Annotated in this window: 24 protein-coding genes; 19 read left to right on the forward strand and 5 right to left on the reverse strand. The window is 71.9% G+C overall.

Going from position 1 to position 24,580, the window contains the following annotated elements:
* The first annotated feature begins 17 nt into the window (after nt 1–17).
* From ACIBN2_RS10270 to ACIBN2_RS10305, 8 genes are all read left to right on the forward strand, one after another.
* Nucleotides 18–1,175: a CaiB/BaiF CoA transferase family protein gene (locus tag ACIBN2_RS10270; protein WP_399133796.1), complete on the forward strand. Its 1,158-nt coding sequence runs from the start codon at nt 18–20 to the stop codon at nt 1,173–1,175.
* Nucleotides 1,172–2,314: an acyl-CoA dehydrogenase family protein gene (locus ACIBN2_RS10275; protein WP_399133797.1), complete on the forward strand. Its 1,143-nt coding sequence runs from the start codon at nt 1,172–1,174 to the stop codon at nt 2,312–2,314. Before ACIBN2_RS10270 ends, ACIBN2_RS10275 begins: the two co-directional genes overlap by 4 nt.
* A 63-nt stretch (nt 2,315–2,377) precedes the next feature.
* Nucleotides 2,378–3,592: an acetyl-CoA C-acetyltransferase gene (locus ACIBN2_RS10280; protein ID WP_399133798.1), complete on the forward strand. Its 1,215-nt coding sequence runs from the start codon at nt 2,378–2,380 to the stop codon at nt 3,590–3,592.
* Between the two features lie 41 nt (nt 3,593–3,633).
* The gene (locus ACIBN2_RS10285; RefSeq protein WP_399133799.1) at nt 3,634–5,808 is read left to right on the forward strand and encodes a 3-hydroxyacyl-CoA dehydrogenase NAD-binding domain-containing protein; all 2,175 of its coding nucleotides are present in this window, start codon (nt 3,634–3,636) and stop codon (nt 5,806–5,808) included.
* A 131-nt stretch (nt 5,809–5,939) separates the two neighbouring features.
* On the forward strand, nt 5,940–6,233 hold the full coding sequence (locus tag ACIBN2_RS10290) for a thiamine pyrophosphate-binding protein (protein WP_399133800.1): 294 nt from the start codon (nt 5,940–5,942) through the stop codon (nt 6,231–6,233).
* Nucleotides 6,230–7,567 carry a thiamine pyrophosphate-dependent enzyme gene (locus ACIBN2_RS10295; RefSeq protein WP_399133801.1) on the forward strand — a complete coding sequence of 446 codons (1,338 nt, stop codon included), beginning with the start codon at nt 6,230–6,232 and terminating at the stop codon, nt 7,565–7,567. Before ACIBN2_RS10290 ends, ACIBN2_RS10295 begins: the two co-directional genes overlap by 4 nt.
* Before the next feature lie 105 nt (nt 7,568–7,672).
* Nucleotides 7,673–9,007 (forward strand): glycoside hydrolase domain-containing protein, encoded by a 1,335-nt coding sequence (locus ACIBN2_RS10300; RefSeq protein ID WP_399133802.1) that lies wholly within the window; start codon nt 7,673–7,675, stop codon nt 9,005–9,007.
* A gap of 57 nt (nt 9,008–9,064) precedes the next feature.
* The gene (locus tag ACIBN2_RS10305; RefSeq protein WP_399133803.1) at nt 9,065–9,805 is read left to right on the forward strand and encodes an IclR family transcriptional regulator; all 741 of its coding nucleotides are present in this window, start codon (nt 9,065–9,067) and stop codon (nt 9,803–9,805) included.
* Nucleotides 9,806–9,843: 38 nt separating this feature from the next.
* Here the strand turns inward: ACIBN2_RS10305 and ACIBN2_RS10310 are convergent, their stop codons facing one another.
* Both ACIBN2_RS10310 and ACIBN2_RS10315 read right to left on the reverse strand, forming a co-directional pair.
* The gene (locus ACIBN2_RS10310; protein WP_399133978.1) at nt 9,844–10,431 is read right to left on the reverse strand and encodes an ATP-binding cassette domain-containing protein; all 588 of its coding nucleotides are present in this window, start codon (nt 10,429–10,431) and stop codon (nt 9,844–9,846) included.
* A complete protein-coding gene (locus ACIBN2_RS10315) occupies nt 10,320–10,601 on the reverse strand; it encodes a hypothetical protein (protein ID WP_399133984.1) in 282 nt (93 codons plus the stop codon). The genes ACIBN2_RS10310 and ACIBN2_RS10315 overlap by 112 nt, the downstream gene beginning before the upstream one ends.
* Before the next feature lie 64 nt (nt 10,602–10,665).
* On the opposite strand from ACIBN2_RS10315, the gene ACIBN2_RS10320 reads away from it, so the two are divergent.
* Complete coding sequence (locus ACIBN2_RS10320; RefSeq protein ID WP_399133804.1) at nt 10,666–10,965, forward strand: SDR family oxidoreductase; 300 nt, start codon at nt 10,666–10,668, stop codon at nt 10,963–10,965.
* Here ACIBN2_RS10320 and ACIBN2_RS10325 read toward each other — a convergent pair.
* On the reverse strand, nt 10,942–11,688 hold the full coding sequence (locus ACIBN2_RS10325) for a MerR family transcriptional regulator (protein WP_399133805.1): 747 nt from the start codon (nt 11,686–11,688) through the stop codon (nt 10,942–10,944). The genes ACIBN2_RS10320 and ACIBN2_RS10325 overlap by 24 nt on opposite strands.
* A gap of 241 nt (nt 11,689–11,929) precedes the next feature.
* Here ACIBN2_RS10325 and ACIBN2_RS10330 point away from each other — a divergent pair, with 241 nt between their 5' ends.
* The 3 genes from ACIBN2_RS10330 to ACIBN2_RS10340 are packed head-to-tail and all read left to right on the forward strand — an operon-like array spanning nt 11,930 to nt 14,836.
* Nucleotides 11,930–13,396, forward strand: coding sequence for an amino acid permease (locus tag ACIBN2_RS10330; RefSeq protein ID WP_399133806.1), 1,467 nt, complete (start codon nt 11,930–11,932; stop codon nt 13,394–13,396).
* A 52-nt stretch (nt 13,397–13,448) separates the two neighbouring features.
* Nucleotides 13,449–13,937, forward strand: a complete 489-nt coding sequence (locus tag ACIBN2_RS10335; protein WP_399133807.1) for an Appr-1-p processing protein — start codon at nt 13,449–13,451, stop codon at nt 13,935–13,937.
* Nucleotides 13,934–14,836 carry a PfkB family carbohydrate kinase gene (locus ACIBN2_RS10340; RefSeq protein WP_399133808.1) on the forward strand — a complete coding sequence of 301 codons (903 nt, stop codon included), beginning with the start codon at nt 13,934–13,936 and terminating at the stop codon, nt 14,834–14,836. Before ACIBN2_RS10335 ends, ACIBN2_RS10340 begins: the two co-directional genes overlap by 4 nt.
* A 69-nt stretch (nt 14,837–14,905) precedes the next feature.
* Here ACIBN2_RS10340 and ACIBN2_RS10345 read toward each other — a convergent pair whose 3' ends face one another.
* Nucleotides 14,906–16,387 carry a M1 family metallopeptidase gene (locus ACIBN2_RS10345; RefSeq protein ID WP_399133809.1) on the reverse strand — a complete coding sequence of 494 codons (1,482 nt, stop codon included), beginning with the start codon at nt 16,385–16,387 and terminating at the stop codon, nt 14,906–14,908.
* A 209-nt stretch (nt 16,388–16,596) separates the two neighbouring features.
* Between ACIBN2_RS10345 and ACIBN2_RS10350 the strand changes: the two genes are divergently transcribed.
* Nucleotides 16,597–18,564 (forward strand): Xaa-Pro dipeptidyl-peptidase, encoded by a 1,968-nt coding sequence (locus ACIBN2_RS10350; RefSeq protein WP_399133811.1) that lies wholly within the window; start codon nt 16,597–16,599, stop codon nt 18,562–18,564.
* Nucleotides 18,565–18,645: 81 nt separating this feature from the next.
* Here ACIBN2_RS10350 and ACIBN2_RS10355 read toward each other — a convergent pair whose 3' ends face one another.
* A complete protein-coding gene (locus ACIBN2_RS10355) occupies nt 18,646–19,590 on the reverse strand; it encodes an FAD-dependent oxidoreductase (protein ID WP_399133812.1) in 945 nt (314 codons plus the stop codon).
* Nucleotides 19,591–19,668: 78 nt separating this feature from the next.
* Here ACIBN2_RS10355 and ACIBN2_RS10360 point away from each other — a divergent pair, with 78 nt between their 5' ends.
* From ACIBN2_RS10360 to ACIBN2_RS10385, 6 genes are all read left to right on the forward strand, one after another.
* The gene (locus ACIBN2_RS10360) at nt 19,669–20,691 is read left to right on the forward strand and encodes an oxidoreductase (protein ID WP_399133813.1); all 1,023 of its coding nucleotides are present in this window, start codon (nt 19,669–19,671) and stop codon (nt 20,689–20,691) included.
* A gap of 48 nt (nt 20,692–20,739) precedes the next feature.
* Nucleotides 20,740–22,380, forward strand: a complete 1,641-nt coding sequence (locus tag ACIBN2_RS10365; RefSeq protein ID WP_399133814.1) for an ABC-F family ATP-binding cassette domain-containing protein — start codon at nt 20,740–20,742, stop codon at nt 22,378–22,380.
* Nucleotides 22,381–22,575: 195 nt separating this feature from the next.
* Entirely contained in the window at nt 22,576–22,950 is a 375-nt protein-coding gene (locus ACIBN2_RS10370) for a hypothetical protein (RefSeq protein WP_399133816.1), read from the forward strand.
* 205 nt (nt 22,951–23,155) lie between these two features.
* Nucleotides 23,156–23,563: an ArsR/SmtB family transcription factor gene (locus ACIBN2_RS10375; RefSeq protein ID WP_399133817.1), complete on the forward strand. Its 408-nt coding sequence runs from the start codon at nt 23,156–23,158 to the stop codon at nt 23,561–23,563.
* 89 nt (nt 23,564–23,652) lie between these two features.
* The gene (locus ACIBN2_RS10380; RefSeq protein WP_399133818.1) at nt 23,653–24,084 is read left to right on the forward strand and encodes a phage holin family protein; all 432 of its coding nucleotides are present in this window, start codon (nt 23,653–23,655) and stop codon (nt 24,082–24,084) included.
* On the forward strand, nt 24,081–24,527 hold the full coding sequence (locus ACIBN2_RS10385) for a DUF3618 domain-containing protein (protein ID WP_399133819.1): 447 nt from the start codon (nt 24,081–24,083) through the stop codon (nt 24,525–24,527). Before ACIBN2_RS10380 ends, ACIBN2_RS10385 begins: the two co-directional genes overlap by 4 nt.
* Nucleotides 24,528–24,580 lie beyond the last annotated feature (53 nt).

The raw sequence follows: 24,580 nt of genomic DNA on the forward strand, positions 1-24,580 counted from the left end.
ACAGTGCTGGGGGCTGGATGACAACGGCAGAGACGCCGGCCGGGCAGGGCCCGCTCGCCGGCGTGCGCGTGGTCGAGCTGGCCGGGATCGGGCCCGGCCCGTTCGCCGCCATGCTCCTCGCCGACCTGGGCGCCGACGTGGTCCGCGTGGACCGCCCCGGCGGCGCCGGACTGGCGATCGACCCCGCGTACGACGTCACCAACCGCAACAAGCGCTCGGTGATCGTCGACCTGAAGTCCGCGGACGGTGCCGCGCGCGTCCTGGACCTCGCCGAACGCGCCGACATCCTCATCGAGGGCTACCGCCCCGGCGTCGCCGAACGCCTCGGCGTCGGCCCCGATGCCTGCCACGCCCGCAACCCGAGGCTCATCTACGGCCGCATGACCGGCTGGGGCCAGGACGGCCCCCTCGCGCAGCGCGCCGGACACGACGTCGCCTACATCGCGCTCACCGGCACCCTCGGCATGATCGGCGACCCGGACCGGCCGCCGGCCGTCCCCGCCAACCTCCTCGGCGACTACGCGGGCGGCTCCCTCTACCTGGTCGTCGGCGTCCTCGCCGCGCTGCACCACGCGCGCGCGGGCGGCACCGGCCAGGTCGTGGACGCCGCCATCGTCGACGGCACCGCCCACCTCTCCGCGATGATCCACGGCATGCTCGCCGCCGGCGGCTGGCAGGACCGGCGCGGCGCCAACCTCCTGGACGGCGGCTGCCCCTACTACGGCACGTACGAGACGGCCGACGGCCGGTACATGGCGGTCGGCTCCCTCGAGCCGCAGTTCTACGAGGAGTTCGTGTCCCTGCTCGGCGTCCCCGAGCACGCCGGGGCCCGCAAGGACTGGGCCCGCTGGGGCGAGCTGCGCACCGCGGTCGCCGCCCGCTTCAAGTCCCGCACCCAGCAGGAGTGGACGGCCGTCTTCGAGGGCTCCGACGCGTGCGTGGCGCCCGTGCTGTCGCTGCGCGAGGCCCCGCACCACCCCCATCTCGCCGCCCGCGGCACCTTCACCGACCACGGCGGCATCACCCAGCCCGCCCCGGCGCCGCGCTTCTCCGCGACCCCGACGGCCGTACGGACCGGCCCCGCGCAACCCGGCGCGGACACCGCCGGAGTGGCCCGCGACTGGGACGTACCCGACCTCATGAAGGACCAGGAACCCATGAAGGGCCCCGAATGAAGCGGCAGATCTTCGCCCCCGAGCACGACGCGTTCCGCGAGACGGTGCGCGCCTTCCTGGCGAGGGAGGTGCTGCCGTACTACGAGCAGTGGGAGAAGGACGGCATCGTCTCCCGGGGGGCCTGGCGGGCGGCCGGCAAGCAGGGCCTGCTCGGACTCGCCGTGCCCGAGGAGTACGGGGGCGGCGGTACGGCCGACTTCCGCTACAGCGCCGTACTGGCCGAGGAGTTCACGCGCGCGGGTGCGGCCGGCCTGGCCCTCGGCCTGCACAACGACATCATCGGCCCGTACCTGACGTCGCTCGCCACCGACGAGCAGCGGCGCCGCTGGCTGCCCGGCTTCTGCGACGGCTCGATCATCACCGCCATCGCCATGACCGAGCCCGGCGCCGGCTCCGACCTCCAGGGCATCCGCACCCACGCCGAGGACCGCGGCGACCACTGGCTGCTCAACGGCGCCAAGACGTTCATCTCCAACGGCATCCTCGCCGACCTGGTCGTCGTGGTCGCCAAGACGACCCCGGAAGGCGGCGCGCGCGGGCTGTCGCTGCTGGTCGTCGAGCGCGGCATGGACGGCTTCGAGCGCGGCCGCAACCTCGACAAGATCGGCCAGAAGGCCCAGGACACGGCCGAGTTGTTCTTCAACGACGTCCGGGTGCCGAAGGAGAACCTCCTCGGCACGCTCGACGGCGCGTTCGTGCACCTGATGACGAACCTCGCCCAGGAGCGCCTCAGCATCGCCGTCTCGGCGATCGCCGCCGCCGAGCACCTGCTGGAGATCACCACCGAGTACGTCAAGGAGCGCGAGGCCTTCGGCCGGCCGCTCGCCACCAAGCAGCACATCCGCTTCGAGATAGCCGAGATGGCCACCGAGTGCGCCGTCACCCGTACCTTCCTCGACCGCTGCATCGAGGAGCATTCGGCCGGCACGCTCGACGCCGTCCACGCCTCCATGGCCAAGTGGTGGGCGACCGAGCTGCAGAAGCGCGTCGCCGACCGCTGCCTCCAACTGCACGGCGGCTACGGCTACATGACCGAGTACCCGGTCGCGCGAGCCTTCACCGACGGCCGCATCCAGACCATCTACGGCGGCACGACCGAGATCATGAAGGAGATCATCGGCCGTTCGCTGCTCGGCTGAAGCCTCCCGTCCGGCCGGACCCTCATCCCTGCCGGCCGACCCTCACCCCCGAAAGGCTTGCTTGTGAGCACCGAAGCGTACGTGTACGACGCGATCCGCACCCCGCGCGGCCGCGGCAAGGCGAACGGCGCCCTGCACGGCACCAAGCCCATCGACCTGGTCGTCGGGCTCATCCACGAACTCCGGGTCCGCTTCCCGGGCCTGGACCCGGCCGCGATCGACGACATCGTGCTCGGCGTCGTGGGCCCGGTCGGCGACCAGGGCTCCGACATCGCGCGTATCGCCGCGATCGCCGCCGGACTGCCGGACACGGTCGCGGGGGTGCAGGAGAACCGCTTCTGTGCCTCGGGCCTGGAAGCCGTCAACATGGCGGCCGCCAAGGTCCGTTCGGGCTTCGAGGACCTCGTCCTCGCGGGCGGCGTCGAGTCCATGTCGCGGGTGCCGATGGCCTCCGACGGCGGCGCCTGGTTCAACGACCCGATGACCAACCTCGCCACCAACTTCGTGCCGCAGGGCATCGGCGCCGACCTCATCGCCACCATCGAGGGCTTCTCCCGCCGGGACGTCGACGAGTACGCCGCCCTCTCGCAGGAGCGCGCCGCCACGGCCGTCAAGGAGAACCGCTTCGAGCGCTCGCTCGTCCCCGTCAAGGACCGCAGCGGCCTGGTCGTCCTCGACCACGACGAGCACCTGCGCCCCGGCACCACCGCCGACTCCCTCGGCAGGCTGAAGCCGTCCTTCGCGGACATCGGCGACCTCGGCGGCTTCGACGCCGTGGCGCTGCAGAAGTACCACTGGGTCGAGAAGATCGACCACGTCCACCACGCGGGCAACTCCTCCGGCATCGTGGACGGCGCCTCGCTGGTCGCGATCGGCACCAAGGAGGTCGGCGAGCGGTACGGCCTCACCCCGCGCGCGCGGATCGTCTCCGCGGCGGTCTCCGGCTCGGAGCCCACGATCATGCTCACCGGCCCCGCGCCCGCCACCCGCAAGGCCCTCGCCAAGGCCGGGCTCACCATCGACGACATCGACCTCGTCGAGATCAACGAAGCCTTCGCGGCCGTCGTGCTCCGCTTCGTGAAGGACATGGGCCTGTCCCTGGACAAGGTCAACGTCAACGGCGGCGCGATCGCCCTCGGCCACCCGCTCGGCGCCACCGGCGCGATGATCCTCGGCACGCTCGTCGACGAACTGGAGCGCCAGGACAAGCGCTACGGCCTCGCGACGCTCTGCGTCGGCGGCGGCATGGGCATCGCCACGATCGTCGAGCGCGTCTGAAGACCCCAGCGGCCACACGAGACTTCAACGGAGAACCCCTCATGACCGAGAGCACCACCATCCGCTGGGAACAGGACGAGACCGGCGTCGTCACCCTCGTCCTCGACGACCCCAACCAGTCCGCGAACACCATGAACCAGGCGTTCCGCGACTCCCTCGCCGCCGTCACCGACCGCCTGGAGGCCGAGAAGGACTCCATCCGCGGCATCGTCCTCACCTCCGCCAAGAAGACCTTCTTCGCCGGAGGCGACCTGCGCGACCTCATCCGGGTCACCCCGGAGACCGCGCAGGACCTCTTCGACGGCGGCATGGCGATCAAGCGCAACCTGCGGCGCATCGAGACCCTCGGCAAGCCGGTGGTCGCCGCGATCAACGGCGCGGCCCTGGGCGGCGGTTACGAGCTCGCCCTCGCCTGCCACCACCGCGTCGCCCTCGACGCACCGGGTTCCAAGATCGGCTGCCCCGAGGTCACCCTCGGCCTGCTGCCCGGCGGCGGCGGAGTCGTCCGCACGGTCCGCCTGCTGGGCATCGCCGACGCCCTGCTGAAGGTGCTGCTCCAGGGCACCCAGTACAACCCGCGGCGCGCCCTCGACAACGGCCTGGTCCACGAGGTCGCCGCCACCCAGGACGAGATGCTCGCCAAGGCCCGCGCCTTCATCGACGCCAACCCCGAGTCGCAGCAGCCCTGGGACAAGCCCGGCTACCGCATCCCGGGCGGCACCCCCGCCAACCCCAGGTTCGCGGCCAACCTGCCCGCCTTCCCGGCCAACCTGCGCAAGCAGACCAACGGCGCGCCCTACCCGGCGCCACGCAACATCCTCGCCGCGGCCGTCGAGGGCTCCCAGGTCGACTTCGAGACCGCGCAGGTCATCGAGGCCCGCTACTTCGTCGAACTGGCCGCGGGCCAGACCTCGAAGAACATGATCCAGGCGTTCTTCTTCGACCTCCAGGCCGTCAACTCCGGCGCCAACCGCCCCAAGGGCATCGAGTCCCGCAAGGTCCGCAAGGTCGCCGTCCTCGGCGCCGGGATGATGGGCGCGGGCATCGCCTACTCCTGTGCCCGCGCGGGCATCGAGGTCGTCCTGAAGGACGTCTCCCTGGAGGCGGCCGTCAAGGGCAAGGGGTACTCCGAGAAGCTGTGCGCCAAGGCCGTCTCCCGCGGCCGTACGACACAGGAGAAGGCGGACGCCCTGCTCGCGCTCATCACGCCGGCGGCGGATCCGCAGGACGTGGCCGGCTGCGACGCCGTGATCGAGGCCGTCTTCGAGAACCCCGAGCTCAAGCACAAGGTCTTCCAGGAGATCCAGCACGTCGTCGAGCCGGACGCGCTGCTGTGCTCCAACACCTCCACCCTGCCGATCACCGTGCTGGCCGAAGGCGTCGAGCGCCAGGCCGACTTCATCGGCCTGCACTTCTTCTCCCCGGTCGACAAGATGCCGCTCGTCGAGATCATCAAGGGTGAGCGCACGGGCGACGAGGCCCTGGCGCGCGCCTTCGACCTGGTCCGCCAGATCAGCAAGACGCCGATCGTCGTCAACGACTCCCGCGGCTTCTTCACCTCCCGCGTCATCGGCCACTTCATCAACGAGGGCGTCGCCATGGTCGGCGAGGGCATCGAGCCCGCGTCGGTCGAGCAGGCGGCGGCGCAGGCCGGCTACCCGGCCAAGGTCCTGTCCCTGATGGACGAGTTGACCCTCACCCTCCCGCGCAAGATCCGCAACGAGTCCAAGCGGGCCGTCGAGGAGGCCGGCGGCACCTGGCCGGCCCACCCCGCCGAGGCCGTCATCGACCGCATGGTCGACGAGTTCGAGCGCCCCGGCCGCAGCGGGGGAGCGGGCTTCTACGACTACGACGAGGGCGGCAGGCGGGCGGGCCTGTGGCCGGGCCTGCGCGAGCACTTCACCAAGCCGGGCCACGAGATCCCCTTCGAGGACATGCAGGAACGCATGCTCTTCGCCGAGGCCCTCGACACGGTCAAGCTCGTCGAAGAGGGCGTCCTCACATCGGTCGCCGACGCCAACATCGGCTCCATCTTCGGCATCGGCTTCCCCGGCTGGACCGGCGGCATCCTCCAGTACATCAACGGCTACGAGGGGGGCCTGCCCGGGTTCGTGGCCCGCGCGCGCGAGCTGGCCGAGCGGTACGGGGAGCGTTTCGACCCGCCCGCACTGCTGGTGGAGAAGGCCGAGAAGGGGGAGCGCTTCACGGACGCGTGACGCGACCGGGCGGGGCGGCGGAGGCAGGACGTATCGCTGAGCGGTACGCGGGTCTTGCACCCCGCCCCCCGGGCCCTCGACGCTGACCCGCGAACGCTCCGCACGGCCACCGTCCCCCGGAGGAGCCCCCCATGGGTCAGCGTCCCGCCCGCGCCGTCCTGGACATCCTGCGCGGCGAGGGCGTGGACCGCGTCTTCGGCAACCCCGGCACCACCGAACTCCCGTTCCTGGCCGCCCTCGCGGACGCCCACGGCGAACCCGAGTACGTGCTCGGCGTCCACGAGGGCTCCGTCGTCGCCATGGCCGACGGCTACGCCCGCGGCACCGGCCGCCCGGCCTTCGTCAGCCTGCACATCGCCGCCGGCCTCGCCAACGGCCTGATCGGCCTGCTCAACGCCCGCCGCTCCCGCACCCCCTCGTCGTGACGGCCGGCCAGCAGGACCGCCGCCACCTCCAGCAGGACCCCATGCTCTCCGGCGACCTGATCGGCCTGGCCACCCCGGCGGTGAAGGCGGCGTACGACATCCAGCACGCCCGCGACCTCCCGCTGGCCCTGCGCCGCGCCTTCGCCCTCGCCGTACGGCCGCCCGCGGGACCGGTGTTCCTGTCCCTCCCCATGGACGTGCTCGGCGAGGGCACCGAGGTCGAGGTCCCGGCCCGCACCCCCACGCCCCCGCTCGGCCCGGCCGCCGGCCTGGAGCGCGCCGCGCTGCTGCTCGGCGCCGCGGCCCGCCCCGCCGTCGTCGCCGGGGACGGCGTGGGCCGCGAGGACGCCGTCGCCGCCCTCGTCCGTACCGCGGAGGCGTGTGGCGCCGTCGTCCACCACCAGCCGATGGCCGACTGCCTCAACTTCCCCACGACGCACCCCCTTCACGCCGGGATGCTGCCGCCCCGGCACGACGCGGTCCGCCAGGCCCTCGCCCCCTACGACACCGTGCTGATCGCCGGGGCGCACGCCTTCACGCCCCATCACTACAGCCCCGGGCCCGCGCTGCCGCCCGGCCTCACCGTCATCCAGCTCGACTCCGACCCGCACGAGATCGGCCGCAACTTCGCCGCCGCGGCAGGGCTGGTGGGCGCCCTCGCCCCCTCTCTGCACCGCCTGGCCGAGCTTCTGCACGACCGCGTACCGGCCCATACGGCCAAGGCCCGCATCCTGCGCGCCGGCGAGCGGCACACCGCCGACCGCGACCGCGCCGAGTCCGCCGCCCGCGCCGCCTACTCGCCGGCACCGCTCGCGCCCTGGGCCGCCGCCCACGCCGTGGCCCGCGGTCTGCCACCGGACGCGATCGTGGTCGAAGAGGCCATCACGGTCGGCCTGTTGGTGCGCCGCCTCGTCCGCCTCGAACGCCCCGGCAGCTACACGCACACCGTCGGCGGCGGCCTGGGCTGGGGCATCGGCGCCGCCGTCGGCCGCGCCCTCGCCGAACCCGGCCGCCCGGTGGTGGCCGTCCTCGGTGACGGCTGCACCCTCTTCGGCCTCCAGGGACTGTGGAGCGCCGCCCGCCAGAACGCCCCCGTCCTGTTCGTCGTGATGAACAACGGCGTCTACCAGACCCTCCAGGACACCTACACGGCCATGGGCAACCCGGGCCCCTGCCCCGGCACCGACCTGGGCCGGCTGGACTTCACCCAGGCGGCCCGTTTCTTCGGCGTCGACGCCGTCCGCGCGGCGAGTGCGGACCATCTGCGTGAACTGGTCGCGGGCGCGGGGGAGCTGACGCGGCCGTTGCTGATCGACGTGCCCCTGCGGTCCTGAAGCAGGTCCGGCAGGCCCACCGCAGGGCCGTCCGGCCCATGGCAGCGGCCCAGGTCCCGCGCCCACGCTGACGGCACCTCAACCGCTCACCGCCCGGGGGCTGTCATGCCGCATCCGCACTCCGTCCTGCGAAGACTCCTCGCCGTCTGGTCCGCCGGCGTCCTGGGCGCGGCGACCGCCCTGGTTCTCGCCCCGGCTGCGGCGGCCGAACCGGCCACCTCCGTCGGCTACCCCTCCGGCGCGAGCGCGACCCGCTACTCGGGCCTCGCCTTCGACGCCTGTACGGCCCCTCCGCTCGCGTCCGTGCAGGCATGGAGCGCCTCGCCGTACCGTGCGCTCGGCGTCTACGTCTCGGGCGTCAACCGCACCTGCGCCCAATCGCAGCTGACCGCCTCGTGGGTGGCCTCCGTGTCGCAGCTGAAGTGGCGTCTGCTGCCCATCCACAAGGGCCTGCAGCCACCCTGCGGGGCCCGCCCCACCGACGCCAAGATCAGTACGGCACCGGCCACCGCGCGCTCACAGGGCACCGCGGCCGCCACGCAGGCGATCACGGCGGCCAAGGCGCTCGGCATGCAGCCCGGCAGCGCTCTCTACAACGACATCGAGAACTACAGCCAGACGGACACCACGTGCCGCATGGCCGTCCTGACCTACCTCTCGGCGTGGACCAAGGAACTGCACCGACTCGGCTGGGTCTCCGGCGTCTACATGAACCTCAACCTGGGCGCCAAACAACTCGCCGACGTCTACACATCGACGGCATACGCCCGTCCGGACGCCCTGTGGATCGCCCGCTACGACGGGGTCGACTCCCTCAAGGGCTGGACCAGCATCGCCGACTCCAAGTGGGCCGTCCACCAGCGGGCCAAGCAGTTCCGCGGCGGCCACGACGAGACGTACGGCGGGGTCACGATCAACATCGACACCGACCGCGTCGACGCTCCCGTGGCGACGGTGGCCCACCCGTACAAGGTGACCAGCTCGACCGCGCTCAACGCGCGCAGCGGACCCGCGACGTCGTACCCGGTCGTCACCTCGTACGCGCCCGGCGCGACCGTGAACGTCGTCTGCCAGGCCCCCGGCACCAAGGTCGGCACGACGACCGTCTGGGACAAGCTGACCAACGGCGCCTACGTCTCGGACTACTACGTCAGCACCGCCTCCAACACCGGTTACACCGCGCCCCTGCCGCGCTGCACCTACCCGTACCAGGTGACGGCCGCCGCCGGCCTGACCGAACGCAGCGGACCGGGCTCCGGGTACACCGCCGTCGGCACCTCGCCGAACGGCGCGCTCGCCTGGGTCACCTGCCAGCGCTCCGGTACGACGACCGGCACCACCAAGATCTGGGACCGGCTGGAGAACGGCCACTACGTGTCGGACTACTACGTGGCGACGCCGAGCAACACCACCTACAGCAAGCCCGCGCCACGCTGCTGAGCCACTCACGGCGACCCGCACCTTGTCACCCGCCCGGCCAGCCACCACCATCGGTCCATGACGGACGGTCAGCTGCCGAAGTCGGTGCTCGCCCGCGGGGTCATGCTGCTGCGCGCCTGCGGCGACTCCGGGACCGCCCTCACGCTCGCCGAACTGGCCCTGCGCACGGGGCTGCCGAAGCCGACCGCGCACCGGCTGGTCGGCGAGCTGGTCCGGCTCGGCCTGGTCGAGCGCACCGAGGAGGGCAGTTACCGCATCGGGCTCGGGCTGTTCGTACTGGGCCAGTCGGCACCGACCGTGCGCGAACTGCGGGACGCCGCGCTGCCCTATCTCGGCGATCTGCACGAGGTGACGCTGGAGAACGTGCATCTGGCCGTCCCCGACGGCACCGACACACTCTTCCTGGAGAAGGTCACCGGCCGTCGCGCGACGCCGATCGTCTCCCGCACCGGGGGCCGGCTGCCCGCGCACTGCACGGCCACCGGCAAGGTGTTCCTCGCCCAGGACCCGCGCCCGCCGCACCGCATCCTGCTCCGTCTCACCCCGCGCACCATGGTCCTGCCCGGCCAGCTCGCCCGCGACCTGGCGCTGACCCGGGCCCGCGGCTACGGCGTCAACCTGGAGGAGGCCGAGGTCGGCATCTCCGCCGTCGCCGCCCCGGTCTACGTCCGCGACCACGGCCCCCGCCCGATCGCCGCGATCTCCGTCACCGGGGGTACCCGCCGCCTGGACGTCGACCGCATGGGCGCCCGGGTGTGCGCGGCGGCGAGAGCCCTGACGCGCACGCTGTCGGCCTGACTGCCGTCCCTCCGCAGCCGGTTGGGGCCCGGCCTCTGTCAGCCCGCCCCGGACTCGGGCACCGCCTGCTGCATCGCCACCGCCAGCGCATGCTCCGTCAGCCGCTCCCCGTGCACCTCACCCGTCACCCGCCCCCTCACGAACACCAGCACCCGGTCGCACACCTCCGTCAGTTCGGCCAGGTCGGTCGAGGCGAGCACCGCCGCGCCGACCGCCGCCAACTCGCCGACGATGCGGTGCATTTCGGTCCGTACGCCGACGTCGACACCCCGCGTCGGGTCGTCGAGGACGACGATCTTCGGGTCGGTCGCCAGCCACTTGGCGAAGACGACCTTCTGCTGGTTGCCGCCGGAGAGGCGGGCCACGACGTCATAGGGGCCGCCGCGCAGCCGCAGCCGCTGCGTCAAGTCGGTGGTGCGGCGCACCAGTTCGGAGCGGGAGGGCATGACGCCGCCGCGGCCGAGCGCCATCCAGCTCACCGTCGTGGTGTTCTCCCACACCGTCCGGTCCGTCATCAGGCCGTGGCGTTTGCGGTCGCTCGGTACGAAGGCGACGCCCGAGCGGACCGCGTCCCGCAGCGAGCGCGGCGTCCCGCGGCCCGCGACGTCGACCCGGCCCGCGGAGATAGGAAGTCCGGGTAGGCGATGCCGATCCCGGTGATCAGCAGCGCGAGCACGAGCAGGACGCCCAGCTCGTCCCGTACCAGACGGCCGGGCAGCGGGACGAGCCGGCGCAGCCCGCCGCCCTGATCGCGGGCGCGCTCGGCGTCGTCCACGGCACGCTCGGCCTCGGTCATCGGGCACGGCTCCCGTACGGCTGGTGCTGGCGGGCGGGGCCTGATCCACCGGCCAGGCCCCGACATGGTCCCCTACGTCGCCTCGAAGATGGGCCTGATCGGGTTCACGCGCGCGCTGGCCTCGGCGCTCGGCCTGTACGGCATCACCGTCAACGCGATCGCGCCGACCATGGTGCGCACCGCCACCGCCGAGCGGACGGTCGGCGCGGGCGGCGGCTTCGAGGCCGTCCGCGCCGGGCAGGTCGTGCGGCGCACCCAGGAGCCGTCCGACCTGGTGTCGAGCCTGCTGTACGTGGTGGACGAGGGCAGCGGCTTCCTGACCGGGCAGACGCTCAACGTGTCAGGCGGATCGGCCTTCCTGTGACCCCGGTGACTCCGGCTGCGGTTCCGCGAGCCACTGGTGCACCTCTTCCTTGAGTGAGCGCTGGAAGGTCGTCAGCAGCGCCTGCACCACGAGGGGCTGCATGTGCGCCGACAGCAGCTTCACGTCCTGCTCGTCGCGCTCGGCCACCTCGCCGCGGAACAGCTGCGACAGCTCGTGCGCCGCCGCGCGCGAGTGCTCGATCAGGACCTTGCGCGAGGCGAGGATGGCCGCCTCGGACAGCGGTACGTCGAGGAGCTGCACCCCGAGCCGCAGCAGCCCCGCGTCGACGCGGAAGGCGTCCCCGTCGGCCCGGACGACCCCCATGGCGGCGAGCCGCTCGACGTCGTCCTCGCTCAGCGGGCGCCCGGCCCGGCGGTGCAGCTCCTCCGCCGTGAGCCTCTCCACGGTGTCGGGGGCCCACGACGCGACGACGGCCCGGTGGATCGCCAGGTCGTGGTGGCTGAGGCCGGGCGGCAGCTGCTCCATGTAGCGCTCGATCGCCGCCAGGGTCATGCCCTGGTGCTGGAGCTCCTCGATCAGCGCAAGCCGGGCCAGGTGCTGCTGCCCGTAGTGCCCGACCCGGCGCGGTCCGATCACCGGCGGGGGGAGCAGCCCCTTGGTGCTGTAGAAGCGGACCGTGCGGACGGTGATGCCGGCCCGCGCGGCCAGTTCGTCGACCGTGAGCTTCGGCTCCCCGGTGTCGCTGTCGGTGTCGGTCGTCATGTGCAGCAGTATCGCTGTCTCACCAGAACTGTGAAACCCGTACGACGTGGTCGCCCTGGGCATGTGAGGTGCTGGTGAGGCGTGTGAGAAGCACCGCTGTGTGATCTATGCCATCGCATGCGCCCGGGGGACCGGGGGAAGGTGCCGCGTTGGTCCGCGTTCCCCCACCGAGTGCGCGGCCCTTGTACGTCCGGAGAACCCGAGCGCGATCCGCTCGGGCGCACCAGAGAGTGGTACCCCCGTGAGCAAGGACGCCGTCACCACGGCACAGGTCGCACCCCACAGCGACGCCGCCCCGACGCCCGCGGACGCGGGCGACGCGGGCTACAGCAAGGGCCTCAAGCACCGCCACGTCAACATGATCGCCATCGGCGGCGCGATCGGCACCGGACTCTTCCTGGGCGCCGGAGGGCGCCTGCACACCGCGGGCCCCGCGCTCGCGGCCGCCTACCTCGTCTGCGGCGTCTTCGCCTTCTTCGTGGTCCGGGCGCTCGGCGAACTGGTCCTCTACCGCCCCTCCTCCGGGTCCTTCGTGTCCTACGCCCGTGAGTTCCTGGGCGAGAAGGGCGCCTACGTCGCCGGCTGGATGTACTTCCTGAACTGGTCGACGACCGGCATCGCAGACATCACCGCCATCGCGCTCTACACGCACTACTGGAGCATGTTCACGAGCATCCCGCAGTGGGTGCTGGCCCTGATCGCGCTCGCCGTGGTCCTGGCCGTGAACCTGATCTCGGTGAAGATCTTCGGCGAGATGGAGTTCTGGTTCGCGATCGTCAAGGTCGCCACCCTCGTCGGCTTCATGCTGATCGGCATCTGGCTGCTGGCCACCCGGCACGAGGTGGGCGGCCGGACCCCGGGCATGAGCGTGATCTCCGACCACGGCGGCGTCCTGCCGCACGGCATGATGCCGGTCGTCCTGGTCATGCAGGGCGTGATCTTCGCGTACGCCGCCCTCGAGCTCGTCGGCGTCGCGGCGGGCGAGACCGCCGAGCCGGAGAAGGTCGTCCCGCGCGCGGTGAACTCGATCATGTGGCGCGTGGGCCTGTTCTACGTCGGCTCGGTCGTCCTCCTCGCCCTTCTCCTGCCCGGCTCGGTCTACTCGGCGGACGAGAGCCCCTTCGTCACGGTGCTGTCGAAGATCGGTGTCTCCGGAGCCGGTGACGTGATGAACCTGGTGGTCCTCACGGCGGCGATGTCGTCCCTCAACTCGGGCCTGTACTCCACGGGCCGCATCCTGCGCTCGATGGCGATGGCGGGTTCGGCGCCCAGGTTCACGGCGCGCATGAACCGCAGCCAGGTCCCCTACGGCGGCATCCTGCTCACCTGCGCGGTGTGCGTGCTCGGCGTCGGCCTCAACTACCTCATGCCGAGCCAGGCCTTCGAGATCGTGCTGAACGTGGCCTCGCTCGGCATCGTGTCGACCTGGGTGATCATCATGATCTGCCACCTGGTCTTCGTCCGCCGCGCGAAGGCGGGCCTGCTGTCCCGCCCGTCCTTCCGCCTCCCCGGCAGCCCGGTCACCGAGATCACCACGATCGTCTTCCTCCTCGCCGTCCTCGGCCTGATGTGGAACGACCCCGAGGTCGGCCGCAAGACCCTCCTGCTCATCCCGCTCATCGCCGCGATGCTGGTGGCGGGCTGGTTCGGCGTACGACGCCGGGTCGCCCGCGCGGAGAACGAGGAACTGACGGAACTCACGAGGTAGCCCGCGCGAAAACCCGGGGGCGGTTGTCAGTGGCGGGCCGTACGGTGGCGTCATGTCGGAGATCGTCTGCATCCGGGGTGACGCCACCACGCCGTCGGTGAAGGGCGTCAAGGTGATCGCGCATGTCTGCAACGACCTCGGGGGCTGGGGGAAGGGCTTCGTCCTCGCGCTGTCGCGCCGCTGGCCGGAGCCGGAGGCGGCGTACCGCGCCTGGCACCGTGGCCGCGCGGCGAACGACTTCGGGCTGGGCGCCGCCCAGTTCATCCAGGTCGAGCCCTATGTGTGGGTGGCCAACATGATCGGCCAGCGCGGCACCAGGACCGGCAGCAAGGGCGTCCCGGTGCGCTACGAGGCGATCGACGCGGCCCTCGCGAAGCTGGCCGACAAGGCCCTGGAACTGGGCGCCTCCGTCCACATGCCCCGGATAGGGTGCGGTCTGGCCGGCGGCAGATGGTCGCGGGTGGAGCCGCTGATCACGGAGCGGCTGGTGAGGCGCGGTGTCAAGGTCACCGTGTACGACCACGGGGAGGGCGGGACATGAGCCGCGACATCGACGTTCTCGTACTGGGCGGTGCGGGTGTGGACACGATCGTGTACGTGCCGCAGCTGCCGCTCCCGTACGCCGACAGCTACATGATCGAGCAGGGCATCCGCACGCGGGCCGGGCAGACCGGCGACTTCGTCGCCCTGGGGATCGGCGCGCTCGGTCTGCGCGTGCACCACCTCGACATGCTCGGCGACGACCCCGAGGGCGAGCTGGTACGCGCCCTGCACCGGGACAAGGGCATCGCCCTCACGGCGGTCCCACAGCCCGCCGGGACCAAGCGCGCGGTCAACCTCGTCAGTCCCGACGGCAGGCGCCTGTCGCTGTACGACGCGAGCCGCACGCTGGTCGAGGACCGCTTCCCGGAGGACACGCTGCGCGCCCTGGCCGCGGCGAGCCGCCACGTCCACGTGACCATCACCCAGCCCTGCGCCGACACCCTGCCCCTCCTGCGCGAGACGGGCGCGACGGTCTCCACCGACCTGCACGACTGGGACGGCGAGAACCCGTACCACGAGCCCTTCGCCTACAGCGCCGACGTCGTCTTCCTCTCCACCACCGCCCTCTCCGACCCGGAACGCACCATGCGCCGCATCGCCGACCGCGGCCGCGCCGAGGTGGTCATCGCCACCGCGGGCGCGAAGGGCGCCTACCTCCTCGCCGACGACGAACTCACCCACATAGCCCCCGCCACCCCACCCGCCCCGGTCCTCGACTCCAACGGCGCGGGCGACGCCTTCGCAGCGGCCTTCCTCTACGGCTGGCTCAATCGCGAGACACCTCGCCGCAGTGCGGTGTACGGCACGGTGGCGGGTGCCCACGCGTGCACGGTGCCGTCGACGGAGACGGAGTCGATAGGCCGCGACGACCTGCTGGCAGGCGTGGCGGGCCTTTAGGGGCGCGGGGAACTGCGCGACCAGCCACATCCGGCCTGCAGCCCCCACGCCACCGAACCCACCAACCCCTCAGTGCACGTCGTTCGTGGCCGCGATCTTCTTCCACGACTTCGGCTGCACAGCAGCGGACTTGGCGACCGCCGCCCCCGTCACCGCGGCAGCGCCCGGCTTCGTCGGCTGGAACAGCCACGTGTCGAACAGCGAACTCAGCGACTTGCCCGACACCTTCTCCGCATACGCCTCGAAGTCGGCGACCGACGCGTTCCCGTACGCATGCTCCTGGGGCCAGCCCTTGAGGATGGCGAAGAACGAGTCGTCGCCGACAGCGTTCCGCAGGGCCTGGATCGCCAGGGCACCGCGGTCGTAGACAGCGATGTCGAACTGGTTGTCCGGACCGGGATCACCTGGCTCGACCTTCCAGAACGCGTCGTCGGCCGGATGCGAGGCGTACACGTAGTCGGCGAGTTCCTGCGTCGTGCCCTCGCCCTCGTGCTCGGACCACAGCCACTGGGCGTACCGCGCGAAGCCCTCGTTGATCCAGATGTCCTTCCAGCCCTTCAGCGACACGCTGTCGCCGTACCACTGGTGCGCCAACTCGTGTACGACGACAGAGGCGTTGGAGCCGTTCGCGAACTGCTTCGGGCTGTAGTAGACCCTGGTCTGCGTCTCCAGCGCGTACCCGGTGGTCGTGTTGGGGACGTAGCCGCCGGCCGAGCTGAACGGATACGGCCCGAAGTAGCCGCTGAGCCAGTCGACGAGCTCCCCGGTCCGCTCCACGCTCGCCCGAGCCGCCCCGTCGTTGTCGCCGAGGTCCTTGCTGTAGGCGTTGACGACCGGCACCCCGCCCTCGGAGGTGCTGGTCGTGATGTCGAACTTCCCGACCGCCAGCGTGGTCAGGTACGTGGCCTGCGGCTTGTTCTGGCGCCAGTTGTAGCGCGTCCAGCCCAGCTGCGAACTCGTCGACTGCAGCGTGCCGTTGGACAGGGCCTGCGTGCCGTTCGGCACGGCGACCGACACGTCGTAGGTGGCCTTGTCGAGCGGGTGGTCGTTGCTCGGGTACCACCACCAGGCCGCTTCGGGCTCGTCCGCCGCGACGGCCCCGTCCGGCGTCCGGTGCCAGGTGTTGAAGCCGTAGGCGCTCTTCGTCGACGGCACCCCGCTGTAGCGCACGACGACGGTGATCGGCGTGCCCTTGGGCAGCGGCGTCTTCGGCGTGATGACCAGTTCGTGCTGGCCGGAGGTGGTGAAGGACGCCTTGGCGCCGTTGACCCGCACCTCGCTGACGTCCAGCAGGAAGTCGAGGTCGAAGCTGGACAGGTCCTGCGTGGTCCTCGCCAGGATCGTCGCCGTACCGGACAACTCGTCCGTCGTCGGCTGGTACTTCAGGCGCAGGTCGTAGTGGGAGACGTCGTATCCGCCGTTGCCGTAGGCCGGGTAGTAGGGGTCGCCGATGCCCGGAGCGCCAGGGGCGTAGCTTGCGGCGGACGCCGGGATCGCCAGCATCAGGGAGGCCGCAGCGAGTGCGCCCGGCGCGATGATTCTGCGGTGCACGAAAGCTCCAAGTCGTAGGGGCACGAGGTCTGTCCGGAGCCTATGGAGTCCCTGTGCCACTGGGCACGTCCATGGCCCCGCCTGTCACACGATCGCCATTCGGCCGTCATCAACCCCCTTGTGACAAGGCCCGATCCGGCCACGCCCGCCCCGCACGGCGACTCACGGCCCTCTTCTGCACGGCAGTTGACCGATGTACCGTCCCGCGCATGCCGATACGCATGCGCTTCACGACCTGGAGATCGCTCGCGACGGCGGCCATCGCCGTCCTCATGGCAGCCTTCCTCACCCCGGCGGCAGCCCACGCGGCCCACGCGGCCACCGCGTCACCGCGGGAGAGCCGGCCCGTCTACTCGTACGCGAACGCCATCCGCGAGGCCGTATGGGTGGACACCGGGCTCGACGGCGACCGCGACGGAAAGCACGACCGCGTCGCCGTCGACATCGTGCGCCCCCGCGAACCCGCCCGGCAGGGCCGCAAGATACCCGTCATCATGGACGCCAGCCCGTACTACTCCTGCTGCGGCCGCGGCAACGAGAGCCAGCTGAAGACGTACGACGCGCAGGGCCACGTCGTCCAGATGCCGCTCTTCTACGACAACTACTTCGTGCCCCGCGGCTACGCCTTCGTCGGCGTCGACCTCGCCGGCACCAACCGCTCCGACGGCTGCGTGGACGTCGGCGGCCGCTCCGACGTCCAGTCCGCGAAGGCCGTCGTCGACTGGCTCAACGGCCGGGCGAAGGCGTACACGACGCGCACGGGCGGCACGACGGCCAAGGCGACCTGGACCAATGGCAGAACCGGCATGATCGGCAAGAGCTGGGACGGCACGATCGCCAACGGCGTCGCCGCGACCGGCGTCAAGGGCCTGAAGACCGTCGTCCCGATCAGCGCCATCTCCTCCTGGTACGACTACTACTTCGCCAAGGGCGCCCCGCTGTACGACTCGGGCCCCGACGGGCTGTCGAACTACGTGGACAGCCCCGACGCCCAGGCCAAGTGCGCCGTGGTGCAGAACAAGCTCGTCGACGGCGCCCCGCGCACCGGCGACTGGACACCGTTCTGGACCGAGCGCGACTACGTCAAGGACGCGGGCAAGGTGCGGGCGAGCGTCTTCCTCACCCACGGCATGCAGGACCTCAACGTCCGCACCAAGCACTTCGGCCAGTGGTGGAACGCCCTCGCCAAGAACGGCGTCGAGCGCAAGATCTGGCTCTCCCAGACCGGCCACGTCGATCCCTTCGACTTCCGCCGCGGCGCCTGGGTCGACACCCTGCACCGCTGGTTCGACCACGAACTCCTCGGCTACGACAACGGAATCGACCGCGAGCCGATGGCCGACATCGAACGCCACCCCGACCAGTGGGTCACCTCGAAGGTCTGGCCGCCGAGCGGCGGGGGCGCCACGACCCTGCGCCCCGGCCGGGGCACCCAGGCGGGCGTCGGCACCCTCGGCCTCGGCAAGGGCCACGGCAGCGAGACCTTCACCGACGACCCGCAGCTGAGCGAGACCGACTGGGCCGCCAAGATCGCCACGCCGACCCCGGAGAAGGCCGGCTTCCTCACCGGGCCCCTCACCCACGACCTGCGTCTGTCCGGCTCCTCCAAGGTGACGGTCACCGCGACTCCGACCACCAGGACGGCCCACCTCTCCGCCGTCCTGGTCGACCTCGGCCCGGACACCATCCGGGACTACGCGGACGCCGCCGAGGGCATCACGACCGGCACCGACCGCAGCTGCTGGGGCGCGAGCACCGCGGGCGACAGCGCCTGCTTCAAGAACACCGCGGCGAAGAGGACGAACGTCGACTACACGGTGTTCAGCCGCGGTTGGGCCGACCTAGGCAACTACGCCTCCGACCGCAAGGGCGTCCCGCTCACCCCGGGCAAGGCGTACACCATCACCCTGGACCTCGCGGCCACCGACCACGTCGTCCCGGCCGGCCACCGGCTCGCGCTGATCGTCGCGGGCACCGACAAGGACCTCATCGACCCCCCGGCCGACAGGCCGACCCTCACCCTGGACCTGTCCCGCACCTCGGCGAGCGTCCCATTGGTCGGCGGCGCGCCGGCCTTCGACCACGCCACACCCACCAAGCCCTCGTCCGCACCCACGGCGACACCCCTGACGGGCGTACGCAACCCGAGCACCGCCCACCGCATCCCGATCGGCTGAGCAGCACCCGTAAGGGGCGCGGGGAACTGCGCGACCAGCCACGACGGCGCCGCAGACGAATTCGCCGCACCCCGCGGAGCGCTAGGCGGCCGGGCAAGCCAGTCCGGCCGCCTCCTCCGCACACCCCCAAGCCACGGTCACACCCGCCCCGCCATGCCCGTAGTTATGCACCAACACCCGCCCGTCCGGCAGGACTTCACGCTCCAGCCGCACCGCGTCCCGCACCGGCCGCAGCCCCACGCAGTGCCCCAGCACCCGCGCCCCCGCGATCTCGGGCCGCAGCGCCGCACAGCGCCGTACGATCGCCTCGGCCACCGCCGGGTCCGGCTCCGGCGACCAGGCGTCCTCGTCGGCCGTGCCGCCCAGCAGCAGCCGGCCGGGCTGCGGGAAGAAGTACGCCATCTCCCCGTCCGGGCCGGTGGAGGTGAGCCAGGTGCGGATGCCGGGGTTCTCCACCACGACCAGCTGCCCGCGCACGGGCCGTACGGACGCGTCCGGGACGAGCTCACGCGCCCCCAGCCCGGTGCAGTTGACGACGACGGGGGCGTCCGCCTCCGCGAAGCCGGCGACCGTACGCTCCTCGACCACTCCGCCCGCCTTCACCAGCCGCTCCCGCAGCCACGGCAGATGCGCGAGCATGTCGACGAGTGGCAGCCGTGCCCACAGCCCGCTCCCGGCGTACTCCTCGGGCGTCGACACGCGCAGCCCCGGCACCCGGGCGGCCGCCCAGGCCTCGGCCCGGTCGAGGTCCGCCTCGCCCAGTACCCCTTCGACCATCCGTACGCCGGTCGCCTCGGGGTCGCCCGCCAGCTCCTCGTACACGTCCAGGGACCGCAGTGCCCACTCCCGTGCCCGGGCGATTGGCTCGATCCGGTACGGCCACCACAGCGCCCCGGCGACCGCCGAGGTGGTCCGCTCGGCGGGATCCCGTGTCCACACCCGCACCCGTACGCCGCGCTCGGCGAGAACGACGGCGGTGGTCAGCCCGACGACCCCGCCTCCCACCACGATGACATCGTTGTTCAATGTGCCCTCCCGCCAGGGACGGTAGCGGAATGTGGCATGCCGTGCTCGGAGAGCTTCGACTGCGGGAATACTCACAGCATGTCTGCCGGATACGCGACCTTCGGCCTGGCACCGGCGATGCGCGCCGGTGGAGTCCTCACCAACGGTGACTACCAGATCCACCGGGACTTCGTGGACTTCATCGTCGACGGACGGCCGCTGCTGTTCCAGCTCTCCGACCTCGACGCCGTCTCCCCGCTCGCCTCCGACGTCCCGCCCGCGATCTTCACCGAGCAGGTCCGCAGCCTCCTGCTGGAGGCGGAGGCACCGCTTCCGGACGGCCGTTACATGATCTACGGCTGCCCCGAGTGCGCGGACCTGGCCTGCGGCGCGGTCACCGCGGTCATCCAGCGCGACGGCGAGGACTTCATCTGGCGGGACTTCGCCTGGCAGACCGGCGAACACGCCGATCTGGAGCGCGACGGGTACCACGGGATAGGACCCTTCCGCTTCCAGGGCGACCGCTACCGCGAGGCGCTGGCCGCGCTTCTCGACGGCCAGGTCCCGGGCACGCGGCGCCGGGTCCTGCTCATCGGCGCGCGGGTCGCCCTGCTCGCCAAGCTGGCCGCCGCCCTGCGCGCCATCGGCATCGGCGCCGACATCGCCCACGACGCGCACGGCGTCCCCGCGGACGAACTGCGCGGCTACGGCGCGGTCGCCTTCGGCCGCGCGGTCGGCCAGGACCAGCGGGCCCAGGTGCGCCGCTCCTTCCAGCAGGCCGGCGTCGAGGTGGCGTACGTCGAGGGACTCGCCCCGATCGTCCCGCTGCTCGTCGCCCAGATCGAACACGCCCTGGACCGCAGCCCGGTGGAGCGGCGCCGGCTGACCCGGCTGGTGGCGGCCGACGGCGAGGCGGGCATCGAGGTCACCTCGCCCTGCCGGGTCCGGCTGACCGCGTACCGGGTGGACCGGCTCTACCGCACCCACGCCCACGATGTCTTCGACGGGGTCCTGGAAGCGGGCCGGCACCGCATCGCGCTGGACGCCAGGGCGGTCAGGGGCGAGTCGTTCGTGGTGGCGCGGACGGCGGGGAGCGTGCTGGTGGAGGCGATGGCCCGGTGAACACGGCGAGGCGGGGCGGGCCCGGCGGCGGTTAGGATCGGCGGCCTGATGACTGCCACACTCGTCGCCAAGAACCTCGCCGCCGGGCACGGCGACCGCTCCCTGTTCGCCGGGCTCGACCTCGTCGTCGCGCCCGGTGACGTGATCGGGCTGGTCGGTGCCAACGGCGCGGGCAAGTCCACGCTGCTCAGGATGCTCGCGGGGCTCCTCGCCCCGGAGCAGGGGGAACTGCGGCTCTCCCCGCCGACGGCGACCGTCGGCCACCTCCCGCAGGAACCGGAGCGCCGCCCCGGCGAGACGATCCGGGAGTTCCTGGCCCGCCGCACCGGCGTCGCCGAGGCCCAGCGCGTCATGGACGAGGCCACCCAGGCGCTGGTCGACGGAGCACCCGGCGCCGACGACGCCTACGCGACGAGCCTGGAGCGCTGGCTCGACCTCGGCGGCGCGGACCTGGAGGAACGGGCGGAGGAGGTCGCCGACTCCCTCGGCCTCGCGGTGGACCTGGACCAGCCGATGACGTCCCTGTCCGGCGGCCAGGCGGCCCGCGCCGGGCTCGCCTCCCTCCTTCTGTCCCGCTACGACGTCTTCCTGCTCGACGAGCCGACCAACGACCTCGACCTGGACGGCCTGGAACGCCTCGAACGGTTCGTCTCCGGCCTGCGCGCCGGCACCGTCGTCGTCAGCCACGACCGCGAGTTCCTCACCCGCACGGTCACCAAGGTCCTCGAACTCGACCTCGCCCAGGGGCAGATCAACCTCTACGGCGGCGGCTACGCGGCCTACCTGGAGGAGCGCGACGTCGCCCGACGGCATGCCCGGGACGACTACGAGGAGTACGCGGACAAGAAGGCCGCCCTCCAGGACCGGGCGCAGACGCAGCGCTCCTGGATGGACAAGGGCGTGAAGAACGCCCGGCGCAAGGCGGGCAACGACAACGACAAGATCGGCCGCAAGTTCCGCAGCGAGGCCAGCGAGAAGCAGGCGGCGAAGGCCCGGCAGACCCAGCGCATGATCGAACGGCTCGAGGTCGTCGACGAACCCCGCAAGGAGTGGGAACTGCGCATGGAGATCGCGTCGGCCCCGCGGTCGGGCGCCGTCGTGGCCACCCTGCGCGACGCGGAGGTCCGGCGCGGCGACTTCACCTTCGGCCCGGTCTCCCTGCAGATCGACTGGGCGGACCGGGTGGCGGTGACCGGGGCGAACGGCGCCGGCAAGTCGACCCTGCTGGGCGCCCTGCTGGGCCGCCTCCCGCTCGACTCCGGCGCCGCCGCCCTCGGCTCCGGCGTCCTGGTCGGCGAGGTCGACCAGGCGCGCAAGCTCTTCCTCGGCACGGAGTCCCTGCTGGACGCGTTCAGCGCCGCCGTACCCGACACCGAGCCGGTCGAAGTCCGCACCCTGCTGGCCAAGTTCGGTCTCAAGCGCGACCACGTCCTGCGCCCGGCGGCGACTCTCTCCCCGGGCGAACGCACCCGTGCGGCCCTGGCGTTGCTGCAGGGCCGGGGCGTCAACCTCCTGGTCCTGGACGAGCCCACCAACCACCTGGACCTGCCCGCCATCGAGCAGCTGGAGTCCGCCCTCGACGCCTACCAGGGCACCCTCCTCCTGGTCACCCACGACCGCCGCATGCTGGACGCGATCCACGTCACCCGCCGCCTGGAGGTGGCGGACGGAAAGGTGACGGAACGCTAGCGGCCGGCGGCGTCAACTTTGCCTCCCCGCAAGGCACTTGCGGGTCGCCGAACGATCCGTTCGCGCCCATGTTCGGTCGTCGGAGGTCAGTCCCAGACAGTTGCACCTGACGTGACGGCGGCGTGCGTACGGTCCGGAGACCGAGGCGGGCCGCGCACCGGTCCGCGCTGTCAACTGCACGCAATGGGAGGCGCTGTGGCGAGTGTGGAAGTGTCGCTGAAGGAGATGATGGCCGGGATCGAGGGATCCCTGGGGGCCGCCGTCGTCGACTACACCAGTGGAATGGCGCTGGGCACGCTCGGCGGGAGCAAGGAGCTGGACCTGACCGTCGCCGCGGCCGGCAACACGGATGTCATCCGGGCCAAGGTCCGCACCATGGAGCAGTTGGGCCTCAAGGGCCTGATCGAGGACATCCTGATCACGCTGGACCGCCAGTACCACGTGATCCGCCTGGTGAAGGGCCGTTCGGGCAACGGGCTGTTCCTGTACCTCGTCCTCGACAAGGCCAACTCGAACCTGGCGATGGCGCGCCACCAACTCAAGCGCGTGGAGGAGGCGATCGAGATCTAGCGCGCCCGGGGACACCGGCGGCCACGTCTGCCCATGATGTGAAGACTTCTTCAAGTCACCACATCAGCATGGTGCCAATGTGCGTTCCCGCCGGGTCCGAGGCGTGAAGGATCGGCTTCGAAGACGGTCCGTGGTGCGGCGGTGTCCCGCGACGCCGCCGCACCACGTCGGCCGCAGTCCCACCCACCCGACCAGGAGCGAGCCCATGCAGGCCCCCCTCTACCAGGTCAAGGCAGAGTTCTTCCGCATGCTCGGCCACCCCGTGCGCATCCGGGTGCTGGAACTCCTCCAGCACGGGCCGGTGTCCGTACGGGATCTGCTCGCCGACATCGACATCGAGCCGTCCAGCCTGTCGCAGCAGCTGGCCGTTCTGCGGCGTTCCGGCATCGTCGTCTCCATGCGGGAGGGCTCCACCGTCCGCTACGCGCTCGCCGGCGGAGACGTCGCCGAGCTCCTGCGTGCCGCCCGCCGGATCCTCACCGAACTCCTCGCCGGCCAGAACCAGCTCCTCACCGAACTCCAGCAGGCCGACGCCCCGGCAGCCCTGCACCACCACGAGGTGAGGCCGCCGGATGCGCACGCTGCCACGGCATCGCTGAATTCACCGTCCTGAACCGGCCCGTCCGGGGTACCCGCGCGCTCACGGACGGCGTCCCATGGCGCCGTCCGGACGAGAGAAGCGAGAGACGGGAGGTGATCGCCATGTCGTCGGACACACAGCCCCACCACGGGCCGGGCCGGTCAGGGGCGGGGTCGGAACCGGTGGGCGAGCTCGTGCAGCGGGCCTCGCAGCAGCTGACCGAACTGGTCCGTGGCGAGCTGCGCCTGGCCCAGGCGGAGATGAAGGAAAAGGGCAAGCGGTACGGGAAGGGCGGCGGGTTGTTCGGCGGTGCCGGCCTCGTCGGATTCCTGATGCTCGAGGCCCTGGTGGCCACCGCGATCGCCGCGATCGCGGTGGCCCTGCCCGTGTGGACCGCGGCCCTCATCGTGACCGCGGCCCTCGGTGTCGTAGCCGCCGTCATGACGCTGACGGGGAAGAAGGAGGTCTCCCAGGCCGCCCCGCCCGCGCCGCAGCAGACCATCGAGAACGTGAAGGCCGACGTGGCCGAGATCAAGGAGAGTGCGCACCGATGACCCAGCCGCCGCACGACGAGCCCACCGCCCAGAGCCCGGAGGAACTGCGCGAGCAGGTCGAGCAGACCCGTCACGAGCTGGGCGACACCGTGGAGGCACTGGCGGCCCAGGCCGACGTCCCGGCCCGCGCCCGGGAGAAGGCCGCCGAGCTGAAGGAGCAGGCCGCCGTCAAGGCCGGGGAGGTCAAGGCCAAGGCCGCGGAGGCCGCGTCCCTGGTGCAGGAGAAGCTGCCCGAACCGGTCAAGGACAAGGCCGCCCGGACCGCCTCGCAGGCCCGGGCCAAGGCGGCCCAGGCAGCCCAGGTGTGGCAGGACAAGGCCCCCGAGCCGGTGCGGGCCAGGACGGCCCAGGGCGCGCGCGTCGCCCAGGACAACCGCGGGCTGCTGCTGGCGGCCGGCGCGGCGCTGGCCGTCGCCTGGCTGGTGTGCCGCAGGAAGGACTGAGCGGGGTGCTCCCCGCGTCCCCGCGAGGGGCGCGGGGGGCCGCGCGACCGGTC

The organism is Streptomyces sp. NPDC050534 (genome assembly GCF_044457745.1).
Taxonomy (GTDB): Bacteria; Actinomycetota; Actinomycetes; order Streptomycetales; family Streptomycetaceae; genus Streptomyces.

What these genes read in the sequence shown, in the direction of transcription:
- ACIBN2_RS10270 (WP_399133796.1), top strand. Translation starts at nt 18, where the DNA reads ATGACAACGGCAGAGACGCCGGCCGGGCAGGGCCCGCTCGCCGGCGTG.
- ACIBN2_RS10275 (WP_399133797.1), top strand. Translation starts at nt 1,172, where the DNA reads ATGAAGCGGCAGATCTTCGCCCCCGAGCACGACGCGTTCCGCGAGACG.
- ACIBN2_RS10285 (WP_399133799.1), top strand. Translation starts at nt 3,634, where the DNA reads ATGACCGAGAGCACCACCATCCGCTGGGAACAGGACGAGACCGGCGTC.
- ACIBN2_RS10290 (WP_399133800.1), top strand. Translation starts at nt 5,940, where the DNA reads ATGGGTCAGCGTCCCGCCCGCGCCGTCCTGGACATCCTGCGCGGCGAG.
- ACIBN2_RS10300 (WP_399133802.1), top strand. Translation starts at nt 7,673, where the DNA reads ATGCCGCATCCGCACTCCGTCCTGCGAAGACTCCTCGCCGTCTGGTCC.
- ACIBN2_RS10305 (WP_399133803.1), top strand. Translation starts at nt 9,065, where the DNA reads ATGACGGACGGTCAGCTGCCGAAGTCGGTGCTCGCCCGCGGGGTCATG.
- ACIBN2_RS10315 (WP_399133984.1), bottom strand. Translation starts at nt 10,601, where the DNA reads ATGACCGAGGCCGAGCGTGCCGTGGACGACGCCGAGCGCGCCCGCGAT.
- ACIBN2_RS10320 (WP_399133804.1), top strand. Translation starts at nt 10,666, where the DNA reads ATGGTCCCCTACGTCGCCTCGAAGATGGGCCTGATCGGGTTCACGCGC.
- ACIBN2_RS10325 (WP_399133805.1), bottom strand. Translation starts at nt 11,688, where the DNA reads ATGACGACCGACACCGACAGCGACACCGGGGAGCCGAAGCTCACGGTC.
- ACIBN2_RS10335 (WP_399133807.1), top strand. Translation starts at nt 13,449, where the DNA reads ATGTCGGAGATCGTCTGCATCCGGGGTGACGCCACCACGCCGTCGGTG.
- ACIBN2_RS10340 (WP_399133808.1), top strand. Translation starts at nt 13,934, where the DNA reads ATGAGCCGCGACATCGACGTTCTCGTACTGGGCGGTGCGGGTGTGGAC.
- ACIBN2_RS10350 (WP_399133811.1), top strand. Translation starts at nt 16,597, where the DNA reads ATGCCGATACGCATGCGCTTCACGACCTGGAGATCGCTCGCGACGGCG.
- ACIBN2_RS10360 (WP_399133813.1), top strand. Translation starts at nt 19,669, where the DNA reads ATGTCTGCCGGATACGCGACCTTCGGCCTGGCACCGGCGATGCGCGCC.
- ACIBN2_RS10365 (WP_399133814.1), top strand. Translation starts at nt 20,740, where the DNA reads ATGACTGCCACACTCGTCGCCAAGAACCTCGCCGCCGGGCACGGCGAC.
- ACIBN2_RS10375 (WP_399133817.1), top strand. Translation starts at nt 23,156, where the DNA reads ATGCAGGCCCCCCTCTACCAGGTCAAGGCAGAGTTCTTCCGCATGCTC.
- ACIBN2_RS10380 (WP_399133818.1), top strand. Translation starts at nt 23,653, where the DNA reads ATGTCGTCGGACACACAGCCCCACCACGGGCCGGGCCGGTCAGGGGCG.
- ACIBN2_RS10385 (WP_399133819.1), top strand. Translation starts at nt 24,081, where the DNA reads ATGACCCAGCCGCCGCACGACGAGCCCACCGCCCAGAGCCCGGAGGAA.